The organism is Acinetobacter guerrae (genome assembly GCF_009372255.1).
Classification (GTDB): Bacteria; Pseudomonadota; Gammaproteobacteria; order Pseudomonadales; family Moraxellaceae; genus Acinetobacter; species Acinetobacter guerrae.
Map to the genome: position 1 here is coordinate 44,709 of NZ_LXGN01000012.1, position 14,908 is coordinate 59,616.

16 protein-coding genes are annotated in these 14,908 nt (G+C 32.6%); 1 reads left to right on the forward strand and 15 read right to left on the reverse strand.

Translation table 11 applies throughout. The annotated features are described in order from the left end of the window. Nucleotides 1-10: 10 nt before the first annotated feature. From A7A69_RS08170 to tviB, 15 genes are read right to left on the reverse strand one after another with little or no spacing between them, the layout of a single operon-like run. Nucleotides 11-628: a sugar transferase gene (locus A7A69_RS08170; RefSeq protein WP_152876898.1), complete on the reverse strand. Its 618-nt coding sequence runs from the start codon at nt 626-628 to the stop codon at nt 11-13. A 15-nt stretch (nt 629-643) separates the two neighbouring features. Continuing rightward, nucleotides 644-1,471 (reverse strand): glycosyltransferase, encoded by an 828-nt coding sequence (locus tag A7A69_RS08175; protein WP_152876900.1) that lies wholly within the window; start codon nt 1,469-1,471, stop codon nt 644-646. Then, nucleotides 1,468-2,517: a glycosyltransferase family 4 protein gene (locus tag A7A69_RS08180; RefSeq protein ID WP_338325126.1), complete on the reverse strand. Its 1,050-nt coding sequence runs from the start codon at nt 2,515-2,517 to the stop codon at nt 1,468-1,470. The genes A7A69_RS08175 and A7A69_RS08180 overlap by 4 nt, the downstream gene beginning before the upstream one ends. 10 nt (nt 2,518-2,527) lie before the next feature. Further along, on the reverse strand, nt 2,528-3,463 hold the full coding sequence (locus A7A69_RS08185) for a glycosyltransferase family 2 protein (RefSeq protein ID WP_152876904.1): 936 nt from the start codon (nt 3,461-3,463) through the stop codon (nt 2,528-2,530). Nucleotides 3,464-3,509: 46 nt separating this feature from the next. Next, on the reverse strand, nt 3,510-4,640 hold the full coding sequence (locus A7A69_RS08190) for a hypothetical protein (protein WP_152876906.1): 1,131 nt from the start codon (nt 4,638-4,640) through the stop codon (nt 3,510-3,512). A gap of 26 nt (nt 4,641-4,666) precedes the next feature. Next, entirely contained in the window at nt 4,667-5,761 is a 1,095-nt protein-coding gene (locus A7A69_RS08195) for a glycosyltransferase (protein WP_152876908.1), read from the reverse strand. A gap of 7 nt (nt 5,762-5,768) precedes the next feature. Then, nucleotides 5,769-6,605 carry a glycosyltransferase family 2 protein gene (locus A7A69_RS08200; RefSeq protein WP_152876910.1) on the reverse strand — a complete coding sequence of 279 codons (837 nt, stop codon included), beginning with the start codon at nt 6,603-6,605 and terminating at the stop codon, nt 5,769-5,771. 9 nt (nt 6,606-6,614) lie between these two features. Beyond that, nucleotides 6,615-7,862, reverse strand: coding sequence for an O-antigen translocase (locus A7A69_RS08205; RefSeq protein WP_152876912.1), 1,248 nt, complete (start codon nt 7,860-7,862; stop codon nt 6,615-6,617). Nucleotide 7,863: 1 nt separating this feature from the next. After that, on the reverse strand, nt 7,864-8,979 hold the full coding sequence (locus tag A7A69_RS08210; protein ID WP_152876914.1) for a DegT/DnrJ/EryC1/StrS family aminotransferase: 1,116 nt from the start codon (nt 8,977-8,979) through the stop codon (nt 7,864-7,866). Between the two features lie 17 nt (nt 8,980-8,996). After that, nucleotides 8,997-9,404 (reverse strand): MaoC family dehydratase, encoded by a 408-nt coding sequence (locus A7A69_RS08215; RefSeq protein ID WP_152876916.1) that lies wholly within the window; start codon nt 9,402-9,404, stop codon nt 8,997-8,999. Nucleotide 9,405: 1 nt separating this feature from the next. Then, complete coding sequence (locus tag A7A69_RS08220) at nt 9,406-9,948, reverse strand: GNAT family N-acetyltransferase (RefSeq protein ID WP_152876918.1); 543 nt, start codon at nt 9,946-9,948, stop codon at nt 9,406-9,408. Then, on the reverse strand, nt 9,935-10,345 hold the full coding sequence (locus tag A7A69_RS08225) for a sugar 3,4-ketoisomerase (RefSeq protein ID WP_152876920.1): 411 nt from the start codon (nt 10,343-10,345) through the stop codon (nt 9,935-9,937). The genes A7A69_RS08220 and A7A69_RS08225 overlap by 14 nt, the downstream gene beginning before the upstream one ends. Beyond that, entirely contained in the window at nt 10,342-11,217 is an 876-nt protein-coding gene (rfbA, locus tag A7A69_RS08230) for a glucose-1-phosphate thymidylyltransferase RfbA (protein ID WP_152876922.1), read from the reverse strand. The genes A7A69_RS08225 and rfbA overlap by 4 nt, the downstream gene beginning before the upstream one ends. Beyond that, nucleotides 11,217-12,275, reverse strand: coding sequence for a dTDP-glucose 4,6-dehydratase (rfbB, locus tag A7A69_RS08235; RefSeq protein WP_152876924.1), 1,059 nt, complete (start codon nt 12,273-12,275; stop codon nt 11,217-11,219). Before rfbB ends, rfbA begins: the two co-directional genes overlap by 1 nt. Nucleotides 12,276-12,313: 38 nt before the next feature. Continuing rightward, entirely contained in the window at nt 12,314-13,591 is a 1,278-nt protein-coding gene (gene tviB, locus A7A69_RS08240; RefSeq protein WP_120370372.1) for a Vi polysaccharide biosynthesis UDP-N-acetylglucosamine C-6 dehydrogenase TviB, read from the reverse strand. Between the two features lie 212 nt (nt 13,592-13,803). Between tviB and A7A69_RS08245 the strand changes: the two genes are divergently transcribed. Then, nucleotides 13,804-14,904 (forward strand): polysaccharide biosynthesis/export family protein, encoded by a 1,101-nt coding sequence (locus tag A7A69_RS08245; protein WP_187349200.1) that lies wholly within the window; start codon nt 13,804-13,806, stop codon nt 14,902-14,904. Nucleotides 14,905-14,908: the final 4 nt, after the last annotated feature.

A 14,908-nucleotide genomic window follows, 5' to 3' on the forward strand; every position in this document is an offset into this window, starting at 1 on the left:
AAATAAAAATTTAAGATTTAACTTCATCTTGCTCTTGCGCGTTATTGCCTTTAAATAAAGAAGGCCCAACATGACCAGGCGCGTTTATTCCTTCTCGTCTGGTCATGACCTCAACGGTTTTAAACATAATTTTAAAGTCAACCCAAACACTGTGATGATCTACATACCAAACATCACATTTAAACCGTTCTTCATAGTCGAGTTCATTGCGACCGCTGACTTGAGCAAGACCCGTCATACCTGGGCGAACTTCTAATCGTCTTGCTTGTTCAGGTGAATAAAGTTCAACAAATTCTTTTAACATAGGGCGCGGACCAACTACGCTCATATCACCCTTCAGAACATTGATAAGTTGTGGCATTTCATCTAGCGATGTCGAACGTAACTTTTGTCCAAAAGGGGTTATACGCTTTTCATCAGGCAATGGATTACCCTCTTGATCAAAGGCATCCTTCATCGAACGAAACTTAATCATCTTAAAAAGTTTACCGTTTTTACCTGGTCGCTCCTGATAAAAAAAGATAGGAGAACCGAGGTTTTTTCGGACTTTGTACATCACCATGAAGAATATTGGTGACAAAACTACTAATGCTATCAAAGAGATAAAAATATCGATCAGTCTTTTCATTACACTCTAACTCTATTATTTAGCCCTTTTACGAAGGAACATATTATAAATTTTACCAAGCAAACTTGCGGGTAATAATCTAAATAAAGATCTTGCGATAAAAAGTATATTAGCATGAATGGGCGACTGTAACTTTAGTTGTTTTTTTAAATCTAGTAACTGTTTTTCACTTTTAATATATTCTAAACCTTTACGTCTGGCATGCATACCATTCCCTACCCGTGCATAAAGCAGCACGTCAGGGTGATTACCTACTTGATAACCAGCACCGATCACACGTAACCACAGATTGTAATCTTCCATAAATAAATGATGTTGATAGCCACCTAATTTTTCGATAATTGACTTTCTATAAGCAACGGTCATATGGTTAAAAGGGCAACGCTTTTGAGCAAATTTTTTGATTTCCTCAAAACCAACTGGGACTGCTTTAAGAATATTTGCATCAGAGATGTCCTGATCAAACTCCATAACTTGTCCACTAAATAATACAATTTCTGGATTTTCCTTTATAGATTTTAACTGTTTTTCAAATCGATCTGGTATACAGATATCATCTGTATCCATCCGAAAAATCCATTCATTTGAACAATGTTTTAGGCCTTCGTTTAACGCTTTTCCTAAACCAACATTTTGGCTTAATGGAATGATTTTTAAAGGTTCACCTATGACCTTTTTCCATTTTTCCACAAATTGACTAAGTTCTTCACCAATTGGGCCATCTAAAACAAGAATAATTTCTGAGGGTTGAATGGTTTGATTATTCCAGATACTTTCAAAGCATTGATCTAAAAATAGAGGGTTTTCTTTATGATATAAAGAAATTAAAGTGCTAAATTTCATTTAGTAAAAACCATTTTTTCCCATTGACCTACAATAAATTCAACAGAATATTTTTTTGCCTCTTGTAAAGACTGAGCGGACATATTCAGTCTTTTATCAGGGTTATTAATCAAATACAAAATTGCTGCAGCAAGTTTTTTGTAATTTTGATCTTCAACAAGAAGACCATTTTTATCGTGATCGATTACTTCTGCTGGTCCATGCGGACAATCATAGGAAATTATAGGAAGCCCAAACGTCTGCGCTTCAATTAAGACCATTGGTAAGCCTTCATATCTTGAGGACATCACATAAAAAGCAGCATTAGAATATACTTGTTCTACATTGTCAGTTTGCCCTTTTAAAGTAACATTTCTTATTTTTCGATCCTCGATAAGTTTTTTTAAATAATGTAACTCTTCTCCAGTTCCATAAATGTCCAATGACCAATCATTGATTTCATTATTAACCAATGACCAAGCCAAAAGTAGATCCTTAAAGTTTTTTTGATACGTAAGTCTACCAATAGATATAACTGTTTTGGAATCTTGGCAATAACTTGGTTTCTCTAAACTCAATATAAAGGGGGAACTATTATTTATAACAGTTACATTCTTATGAAATGAACTATAAGCTTGAGCATCATTATTGGTTAGCGTAACGATTTTATTAATTTTTTTTGCTCTAATTTTATAAAGAAATTGAACCCATACAGGCCGACTTAAAAATGCAACATGTTCTAAAGAAATAATTTTTGAATTAAATGAAATCGTCAAAAAACTTAGCAATAGAGAGAGTTTCCCCATGTTATGCAAAACGATATAATCTGGCTTACTAGATTGAATATGTTTTTCAACACTTTGATAAAATTTAAAATAATTACCTGAAAAGGCATAGACTTCAATTCCTTTTTCTAAAGGATATGCAACTTTATTTTTTTTTGTATCACGATTAATAATTTCAACTAAATATCCAGAATTATATAAAGCATTTGCCAAAACACATGCTACACGTTCTATCCCAGACTTATATTTTAAGGAGCTTATAATAAAACTAATTTTCATCATAAAGATACTTTTAAGAAATAAATTTAAACAAAACTCTACGTATTAAATATTGAAACTGAAATTTCGATTTTAAAGACGCAGCAACTAAAAAAAATAACATTTTTATATACCTCTTATTTGATTTATATAAAATTGCTTGCTTTAGATAAACATTTGACTTATCAAAATCCCTCTCATATTTAGAATATTTATTAAGGTATAAAACAACATTTTCCCTACTAAAACTATCTTTTCCAGATAATACTCTTTCTTTGTGTAATTCAACAGCATAATTTGACATCAATCTTTGAGAAAACCCAATTGTAGATGTTGTATTACCATCTCTTATACGAACAGCATAGTCAAAGCTATCTAAATTTGTAAAACGAAAATTATTAGTATGCATACGTAGAAGAAAGTCGTAATCTTCAGCACCAGGTATCTCTCTATAACCTTCTAATTGTTTATAGGCAGAAGTGCGAGCTAACCAAATATGTAAAACTGGAGAAGATAAAAAAATATTTTTATCTATACTTTTTTTTCTTACTGGCAGTTTAAGGCTGCCTATTTTTCTACCATTTTCATCAATCGTATCAACATGACATCCAACAAGATCATATTGAGGATTTTCCATTAGAAATTCTAGTTGATGTTTTATACGATCTGGATAACTAATATCATCACCATCCATTCTTGCAATAAACTCTCCCTTTGCCTGCTCTAACGCAAAATTTAAGGTTTTTACTATTTTTAAGTTTTTATCATTCTTATAAAGCTTAATTCTTGGATCAACAATAGATAATTCAGCCACTATATTATGTGTTTTATCGGTAGAACAATCATCAATTACTATTATTTCAATATTTTTATATGTCTGATTACAAATTGAAAGAACTGCTTCCTTAACAAAAGCCTCAACATTATAAACTGGAATAAGAATACTTACTAAAGGTTCTGATACTAACATTTAAATCACACTACTCATCTTTTAAAACTATAAATATAATTAAAGTTTACGCTCTTCGTTCTAGATACTTTATTTCAATATACATACAAGATATCAGTACAAATAAAAAAGGCACATAAGCTGAGAACAAAGAGAATCCAGCCACCAATAAAGGAATATATATATATGCAACGTCTTTTCCTATTTTAAGATATGAATAAAACAAAAAACATACAAACATTAGCGTACCAAATATCCCAAACTCGTAAAGCAATGTAATAAATATATTATGAGCAAAAATCCCCCCAGAATAATACAAGAAATTATTTAAACCAATCCCAAACAGCTTATTTATAAATGGAATTGAGTTATAATTATCAATAGCAACAGAAATCAGATAAAATTTACTATTAAAACTACCATCAACATCTATATAATTCATACCAGACTTATATTTACCAATTAACTCAGATGCAGCATAAAAATAACCAATCAAAAATAAAATAAAAATTGACGTTTTATACTTATTTGCAGATTTAACAAATAGATAAGTTACTATAAATGCAAACAAACTTGCTCTTGAAAATGTAAAAAATAACAAAATAAGCAATAAAGAAAACCGTATCTTACCAATATTAAAAATTTTTTTCTCTTTTAAAAAAAAAGCAAACATTAAAAAAAATAAAATAATAAATGAAACAAAATTCGAGTCAAAATACAACAAACTCCATTTATAGTCATAAAAAGAACCAGTATGACTTGAATTAACAACCCTTAAAAAAAACTCAAAAATCATAAAAATTATTAAGAGATTATAAGTAAAATTATAAATATAAATTCGACGAGAAACTGCAACATTCATTCCAGATGCAACTGTTTGTCCTCCCATAAGAATACAATATAAGTATAGTATAGTAGACAAATAATTTATTTTTGAATCAATATGAGAAAAAAAGTAACTGCCAAGTGCAAAAAATATACATGAAATTAAAAAATAGATATAAAGACCTAATTGGAATTTATCAATAGTAGTTTTAAAGAAAAGAAAAGAAAAGAAAATTAATGGAAACCCTAAGCAATATACTGGATTTATAGGTAATGAATTAATACTAAAAAAAGAAGAAAATAATATTAACAAGAAGCATAATGAACTATTAAACCCTCTCATTTTACTTTCAGGGTATCTTTTATACATCATAAAAATATACCTTATTGTCTAAAATATTACAGTTCATTGTAAACTCTCCACCAGCTCTGGCACATGGCTTCATTTGAGAAGTACATTTCCACTTTTTTGAAACAACTTTCTTTAATTTCACTTACTATTAGAGAATCCAAATTTAATAATTTATTAATAATTAAAGAAAGCTCTTCTGGAGAATTAGGCTTGGCTAAAAATTCATAATTATCTGGTAGTATTTCTTTCACACCGCCACAATCTGTTGAAGCTACAAGGCAGTTTGATGAAATAGCTTCAAGTAATACAGTAGGTAAACCTTCTGTATTACTTGAAAGAACTAGCAAATCAAAAGCTGAATAATATTCATTTACATTTGTTAAAGCACCAAGAAAAAATACCCTATCATTTAATTGCTTTTCAGATACCAATCTTTCTAAATTCTCACGTTCCGGCCCATCTCCAATAATAATTAATTTTAAATTAATTGAATGAATTCGTAAAATTGCCTCTATCAAATTAGTGACATTCTTTTCTGTAGATAGCCGACCAACATATCCAATGACTTTAATTTTCTCATCAATATTGAGAGTTTTTCTAATTTTATCTCTCACATTTTGAGAAAAATAATATTTTTTAGTGTCGATACCATTGTAAATGAGTTTTATCTTCTCTCTTTTTACAATATTTGCATTAATATAACTTTCACAACTAGCAACACTCACATTAGTAACTAATTCAGCCTGAGGATTAAGAATCCTAAAAAAATTCATTCTTTTATAGAATTTTAATTTTGAGCTATATGTACCATGTTCACTATTAATTAGCTTATATTTTTTTTTATAAAGCAAACTTAAAAGATTAATTAACAAATGCGGATATAATGTGTGGCTATGTATAACATCAGGATTACTTTTTTCTATAATATCTTTAAGTAGAAAAAAACCTTTAAAAACACCACTAATAGAAGAAATGTTTAAACTAAAAACTTCGATATCATTTACTTGAACATCATTTTTAGAAAATAATGTCACAATAAAAACTCTTGCATTAAATTCTTTTTTTAATTTTTTTACTAGATTTACTACAACACTAGTTACACCACCAACCGCTAAATCGGGTACTATTACTAAAATTTTCATTATCGACCTATTTTATAGAAGCAACAAAAAATTTAAATAGAACATTAATTGCTTTAAGATATTCTCTCCTGTTTTTAAAATAATTAAACTCCTGCTTATATATAATTTTCAAAGCATTTTTATAAAAAACATTATCTCTATATCTTAAAATAATTTTTTTCATTTCCTTCCCCATAACTTCCATATTTTTTGAAAAATTATGATCATGAAAACGATAAGAACAAAAAATCCCTTCTAAATAGACTATACTAAAATTTTTCTCAGCCATTTTTAACAACATATACCAATCTTCAATTTTATAATCTGCATTATACCCCCCGATATCTTTAACCACTTTTAAGCGAGCCATTTGAGTAGAAGCTGGAAGATCATGTTTATTTAAAATTATATCTTTAAAATTATAAGTTTTATTAGGGGTCACCCTTTTATCTATGATTTGATCTTTATCATTTATTAATTCGATGCCACCAAAAACTGCCGCAACTTTCGTATTTTTTTGTAAAAAATCTACTTGCTTTTCTGTCTTTCTTTCTTTCATTAGATCATCTGATGCAATTGCAGAGAAATACTCACCCTTACACCATTCCAATGCTTCATTCAAGGTTTCACTTAAACCTTTATTCGGTCTATCTCTAAATTCAAATCTCTTAAATCTTTTTTGACACTTCTCTACCATTTCTTGAATTTTGTGTACAGAATTATCTCTTGAACCATCATCAATAATAATAAGTTCAATATTTTGATAAGTCTGTTCAATTACACTTCTAATGCAGTCTTGAACATAGTTTTCATGATTATAACAAGGTATAACAACTGAGACTAAAGGTTGATTTTCTTTATTCATATTTTATACCTACTCTGGCAATAGTCTAAAAACAAAAAAACTCATGACAGCCCAATACATTCCATAATTAAGTAAATATGCAATTGAAACCCCTTCAAACCCGAAAGCTTTTGTACAGATAAAAGTGAGAAAGATAGATGTTATTGCAAAAATAATTTCCGTTGTGATGAAAAGCTTAGTCATAGCTTTACTTAACATTAAGTAAGCCAATATCCAGCTTCCAATTTTAAGTGCATCCCCTATCATTTGCCATAAAAACAAGTTACGCATTGGTAAAAATGATGGAGTAAAGAGTAGAGTAATAATCCAATCTCTGAGGAAATAAACGAATACACTACCCAAAACAGCTAAAGGAAAAATAAACTTATAACCCAAATAGACTTCTTTTTTTATATCATGGATAAATGATAACTCAGACAACCGCGGTAGATAGTACACACCTAATGTTGTTGTTACTAGCATTAAATACGCGGCACTCAAACGAATCATAGCCTCCCAGTAGCCTGCATACGTAAGACCATATTCATGAGTTAAATAACCACGAATAACCATTTGCGAAAGTGGAACACAAATTGCGCTTACCAAAGCCATTAAAGCAAATCCAGCAAATTTCTTTGCAATCGTCTTATCTATCTCTCCAAATAAATAAGCCAGTTTAAACCAATCCGACTTATAACATAGAAAAAGTGTGACTAAAAAGGCTAATGATTGATAAATCGAAAGCGCAACCAAAGCCCCATATAAACTATATTTTATTGCTAAAATACTTGTTACAATCAAAGAAAAAATACTGCCGACAATATTTGCGACAACCAGTCTCAGAACTTCCTTTTTACCATTCAGTATTGCCAAAAAAAGTGCATTAAATGTAAAAAAAGTTAAGAAAACAGCAAACCATACAAAAACGGATTGATAAGTATCCGTATGAAAAATATAAAAAGAAAGTTTTTTCTGAAAAATATAAATAAATAATGAAGAAATCAGACTAAAAATTAGAACAATACTTCCAGCTGTTCTCCATATGTCTCTTTGTTTATTTTCATCTTCATAATACTCTGCTGTATATTTAATCACTGCTGTATTAATTGCACTACCAGCAAAAGTTGTAACCATTTGTACAAAATTTTGGAATTGGCCGATAGCAGCATAACCCGCTGGGCCTACATATAAAGCCAAGATTTTATTTAATACAAACAGTGTTGCTGTTTTAATTAAAACAGCAACACCGTTGAGTACACTAGTTTTGAGTAAATTCATTTTAGACTTTAAAGTTATTACATAGTCGTATCACGTGCTCTGCATCTTGCAAACTCAGTGTCGGTCCTATAGGTAAACTCATTACTTCTGTATGAATTTGCTCAGAAATTGGATAACTCAAATCATTCCATTCTTTATATGCCTGTTGTTTGTGAGGAGGAATAGGATAATGAATTAAAGTTTGAATGCCATTTTCAAGCAAATAGGCTTGTAAGGCTCCGCGGTGTTCTGTCCGAATCACAAATAAATGCCAAACGTGTTGTTTGTACTCTTCAGCCTTAATATTATTTAGCGGAAGTGCGATGAACGGATTATTAATTCCTGTTAAATATAAATTTGCAATCTTACGTCGATGCTGTGTCTCGGCATCTAAAAATTTAAGTTTAATATCAAGCATAGCTGCTTGCATCTCATCAAGACGGCTATTTACCCCTTGTACTAGATTTTTATACTTTTCATGTGAACCATAATTGCGTAAAGCTTTAAGCATATTTGCAAGCTCTGTATCATTCGTCGTTATCGCTCCAGCATCCCCTAAAGCACCTAAGTTTTTACCAGGGTAGAAACTAAATCCAGAGGCATCCCCCCAGTTGCCTGCTTTTTTACCCTGAATTTCTGCGGCGTGGCTTTGGGCAGAGTCTTCTAAAACTAACAAGTCATACTTCTTTGCAATATCCATAATCTCAGGCATTGCTGCAAGCTGACCATATAAATGGACAGGCAAAATCACTTTTGTTTTATCTGTTATCGCAGCTTCAATTTTTTTTGGATCAAGATTAAAAGTATTTGAATCTGGCTCAACAAGCACAGGTTTCAACTGGTTAGCACTAATCGCTAAAATACTTGCGATATAGGTATTTGAAGGAACGATGACTTCATCACCATCTTGTAATTTTCCAAGCTCTTTCCAAGCCCTTAGTGTCAATATCAAAGCATCTAAACCATTGGCAACGCCAATTGCATATTGTGTTCCGCAAAAAGTTGCAAAGTTTTGTTCAAACTTCTCTAATTCTCTTCCACCAATATACCAACCTGAATCAATAACACGCGTGCAAACCTCTATCAGTTGTTCACGATATTGTTGATTAATATTTTTTAAGTCTAAAAAAGGAATCATGATATTTCTTCAATATTTTATTCAGGTATATATAACTCAGCCAAGCCTACAATACATTCCCTATCATCACAGAATGCCGTAGTTTTAAATACAACTCGTCTTTTTTCAATCAAAACATCAACCACCTGAACAGAAAAAACAACAACTTTATTTAAATAAATAGGCTTAAGAAATTTATTTTCAGATTTAAGATAAATACAACCAACACCAGGTAATTGATTTGCAAAAATAGTAGAAAAAATACTGGAAGCCAAAGCACCATGTACTATTCTTTCACCAAATATTGTTTTTTTTGCATAATTTTCATCTAAATGAATAGGATTAGTATCACCTGATAATTTAGAGAAAGCATTAACTTCTTCAGCGGAAAAAGCCCGCGATAGCTCAGCAAACATACCCACCTTATATTCATGAATGTTTAGCATTTTAACTCCCTAAAAATCTTGAATATTGGATTTTATTTTCTTCATATTTTAATTTTGGAAAAATATAATAATCATTTATTTCATCTTCTGAAATTTTGTTTGCACCCATTTTCAGATGAAAAGAATGGACTTTATCATTACCTTTCATGACTTCAAAGTGACTTTGCTCAAACTCTAAAATTGAAAAACCCGCCTCATAAACTAATAAAGCACTTTCAACAGCCGCATATTTCGTTTTATTTTCATTCAAAATCCAACTTCCCCAACAAAAAGACTTAGGATTTTCCTTAAAATCATAAAGTCGAACTGTTCCTATCACCTCATCTGTATCATTTCTACAAATCATAAAATAATACTCTTCATTATTTTTTTCTTTATTCTTATAATTTATTATCCACTTTTTTTGTGCTTCAACATCTGCGGTAGATTGCGAAATATAGGTATTTAAAGTTTCATCATTTCTTAAACCACAAATAAATTCCGCATCACTCTCAGTAACTAATCTTAAATATATTGTACTTGCCTTTAAATTAAACTCTTTCATTTTTCAACTCCACCAAAAATGCCTGATAATCTCGAATATAATCACTTTCATCATAGTAATCACTCGCCAACACTAACAATACACAATCTTCCGAAAAATCATGCATTTCATGCCATACCATAGGTGGAATCATCAAACCTTTATTAGCTTCATCCATCCATACTTCTTGTTTTTCAAGCCCATTATCCATGAGCATTCTACATTTACCTTTTATGCAAAATGCAACTTGATGCAGTTCTTTATGTGCATGAAAACCACGTGGAATATCTGGTTTTGCATCAAAAATATAATAAAGACGCTTAATATCAAAAGGAATATTTTTACTGGCCTCAGCAACAACTAAACCGCCACGTTCATCACCCAAATTTGGTAAGTCAATCCAATCAATTAGCTTCATAGATCATTCACCAATGAAATCAAATACTGCCCATAATCATTTTTCTTCATACTTTGACCAATATCTAAAACTTGCTGTTTACTTAACCAACTATTATGAAGGGCAATTTCTTCTAGACAGGCAACTTTATAACCTTGGCGTTTTTCGATGGTTTCTACAAATTGAGCTGCCTCAAGTAAACTCGCATGCGTTCCCGTATCTAACCATGCAAAACCACGTCCAAGCAGTTCAACATTCAAATCACCACGCTCAAGATACATCTGGTTTACTGTCGTAATCTCTAATTCACCACGATCAGAAGGTTTAACCTGTTTCGCAATTTCAACAACATCATTATCATAAAAATAAAGACCTGTTACGGCAAAATGTGATTTTGGATGTTCGGGTTTTTCTTCAAGCGAAATAGCACGTTTTTGTTCGTCAAATTCAACCACACCAAAACGTTCAGGATCTTTGACTTGATATCCAAATACTGTTGCGCCTTTTTGGCGTGCGACAGCTTGCCGAAGCATTGGTGTAAAGCCTTGGCCATAAAAAATATTATCACCAAGCACTAAGCAAACATTACTATCGCCAATAAAATCTTCACCAAGAATAAAAGCTTGCGCCAAACCATCTGGGCTTGGTTGTACTGTATAACTAAGTTCTATACCAAACTGTGAACCATCACCAAGCAGGCGCTTAAAACCATCAATATCGTCAGGTGTACTTATAATTAATACTTCACGAATACCCGCCAACATAAGTACAGACAACGGATAATACACCATCGGCTTGTCATAAATTGGCAATAACTGCTTCGACACACCCTTGGTAATTGGATACAAACGAGTTCCTGAACCACCCGCTAAAATAATGCCTTTCGTTGTCATTATACAGTTACACCTAATCTTTCACGTTTGTAGCTACCATCTTGTACACGATGGCACCACTCTATATTATTCAAATACCATTCAACCGTTTTACGGATACCTGTTTCAAAGGTTTCTGCTGGTTTCCAACCTAATTCTTTTGCTATTTTCGATGCATCAATCGCATAACGCAAATCATGCCCAGGGCGATCTTTCACAAAAGTAATAAGTGTTTCATACGGTTGACTATTTGCTTGAGGTTTTAATTCATCCAAAATTTTACAAATGGTTCTGACGACTTCAATATTTTGTTTTTCGTTATGACCACCAATATTATAGGTTTCACCAATCTCACCTTCTGTAACGACTTTAAAAAGCGCACGAGCGTGATCTTCCACATACAACCAATCACGAATTTGATCACCCTTACCATAGATTGGTAGCGGTTTACCATCTAAAGCATTTAAAATCACCAAAGGAATCAATTTTTCTGGAAAATGGTATGGACCATAGTTATTAGAGCAATTTGTTACAATAGTCGGCAAGCCATAGGTTCTTTGCCATGCACGAACTAAATGATCTGAACTTGCTTTACTCGCTGAATATGGAGAGCTTGGAGCATACGAAGTCGTTTCAGTAAATAGATCTTCTGTACCGTGCAAATCACCGTATACTTCATCTGTCGAAATATGGTGAAATCTAAATTTTTCTTTCCTACCATTTTCTAGCGATAACCAATACTTTCTAGCAACGTCTAGTAAAGTATAGGTTCCCACAATATTTGTTTGTATAAATGCATTTGGCCCATCAATTGAACGATCAACATGCGATTCTGCTGCCAAATGCATTACAAGATCAGGCTGAAAATCATTAAATGCCTGAGTAATTCTATCTACATCGCAAATATCAATCTGTTTAAATTGATAATTGTGATTACTTTCAATTTCTTGCAAAGATTCTAGATTACCTGCATAAGTCAATTTATCAACATTCAGGACTTCATTATTCGTATTTTTTATAATGTGCCGAATAACCGCAGAGCCAATGAAACCCGCTCCTCCTGTGATTAATATCTTCATATATAACTAACCTATTGTTCTATCTTTTAACTTTAAAATCACAATCGAATATTACTGTGCTCTTTATCAAGCACATATTTTAAATCATATAAAACATGTTTTTCTTTGCCTAATTGTTTAAATTGATCAATCGTCATACTTTTAAACTGATCATGTGCCACTGCAATTACAATTGCATCATAATTATCCGATTTCAGATCCGCTACTGGTGCCAAGCCATATTCATGTTCAACCTCTTGCGGATCCACCCACGGATCATAAATATCCAGATCCAGATCGTATTCTTTGAGTGCTTTCACCATATCTACAATTTTGGTATTGCGAATATCAGGACAGTTTTCTTTAAAGCTTAAACCCATAATTAAGATTTTTGACCCAACCACCTGTATACGCTGCTTGACCATCTCTTTAATAAGCTGAGTAGCGACATATTCGCCCATACGATCATTTAAACGACGAGCCGCAAGGATAATTTCAGGATGAAGCCCTATAGACTGGGCTTTATGGGTTAAATAGTAAGGATCCACGCCAATACAATGCCCACCGACTAAACCCGGACGGAACGGTAAAAAGTTCCACTTGGTACCCGCTGCTTTCAGTACTTCTTCGGTATCTATGTCTAATTTATTAAAAATTAAAGCCAATTCATTGATCAGTGCAATATTGACATCACGCTGAGTATTTTCAATCACTTTTGCTGCTTCAGCGACTTTAATACTGGGTGCTTTATAGGTTCCTGCTTCTATAATGAGCTTATAGACCTGATCGATATAGTCCGCGACTTCAGCAGTAGAACCCGATGTTATTTTTAAAATATTAGTGACTCGACGCTGTTTATCGCCAGGGTTAATCCGTTCTGGGCTATAACCCACAAAAAAATCCTGATTAAACTTTAAGCCTGAAATTTTTTCTAAAACTGGGATACAGACTTCTTCGGTTGCTCCTGGATAGACTGTAGATTCATAGACTACGATGTCGCCTTTTTTCAGGACTTTAGCAATGGTTTCAGAGGATTTAATTAAAGGCGTTAAATCGGGCTGTTTAAAGTCATCAATTGGCGTGGGTACAGTGACAATAAAAAAATTAGCCGATTTTAAATCGTTTAAGTCGCTACTATAACTTAGCAGCTTGGCGTGCCTTAATTCATCTGATGACGTTTCAAGGGTATGATCATGACCGTCTATCAATTGCTGAATACGTTGTAAATTAATATCAAAACCAATCGTATTTTTTTGTTTTCCAAATTCCACAGCAAGCGGCAACCCAACATAACCTAGTCCAACAATTGCGATGCTGAGTTGTTCAAGCTGAAACATAAGAAACCTGATTAGTGACGAAGTTGGTGTGTAAAGCGTATTTTACGAAAGTATGCCTTTACATTATACAAAATATAGCAGATCTTACTTGAAGAATGTTTGAATTATACAATTTAACATTTAAAAACCTACATCTTATTTTAATTATGGTCTACAATTCTGACAGAATTTTGATTCAAAGTTACAATGAATTACAAACAAAGGGTTTTGCTGTGAAGTTGAAAAGCACCTCATTTTTATTATCTATCTGTATTTTAAGCCTTTCAGGATGTGCTGTTACTTCTGGACTACAAACCTATGACTTACCAGAGCAGGGCCATTATCGAACTGATCAAGGAGCAGATGTTTCTGTTGTTCAGTTGACTCAGGCAAATATTCCTGGATTAGAGCCAGCAGGAACGATAAATAGCTCGAATGTCGCTTCATTATTTAAACCTCAGCATACTTTATATCGTCTTAGTGCTGGTGATGTGCTTTCAATTCAACTTTGGGCTTACCCTGAAATTACCCCTCCAGTACAAGATGCAACGAATATAAAAGCTGTAGGTTATCCTATTGATAGTGATGGTAATATTTACCTCCCTTTAGTTGGAAAAATCCATGCTGCTGGTCAGACCGTATCTGAATTGAATCGGAATCTTCGGTCTCAATTTGCACATTATCTAAAAACACCCGATGTCGTGGTTCGTGTGCTGTCTTATGAAGGCAAACGTTATTTTGTTAACGGTCAAGTGATGAAAAGTGGTCAATACACTTTAAATGACCAACCCATTAGTATTTATACTGCCTTAGGCATGGCGGGTGGGGTAAATACTGAAACAGGTGATAATACCTCTATTCAGCTCATTCGAAATGGCAAAACCTTTGACTTAAATACATTAAATCTGGAAAAACAAGGTTACTCTCTACATAATCTTTTGATCCAACCGAATGACACGATTTATGTCAACACTAAGCAGAATCAAAAACTGTATGTAATGGGTGAATCTAGTAAAAGTCAGGCATTACCTTTACGTGATCAAGGCATGACTTTAAGTGACGTTTTGGGTGAAAGTGAAGGGATCAATCCTTATTCAGCCAGTGCGGCACGAATTTATGTGATGCGTACCAACCTACAGGATCGTACCTCGACCATTTACCATTTAAACCTGAGCAGTTTAGGGAATCTCGCACTGGCTAATCAATTTCAAATGCAAAAAAATGATATTGTCTATATCGATGCGACTGGATTGACTCGCTGGCAACGTATTATGAACCAGATCGTACCATTCTCTAGTGCGCTTTATACCTTTGATCAGTTGGGCAAAAACTAGGCGA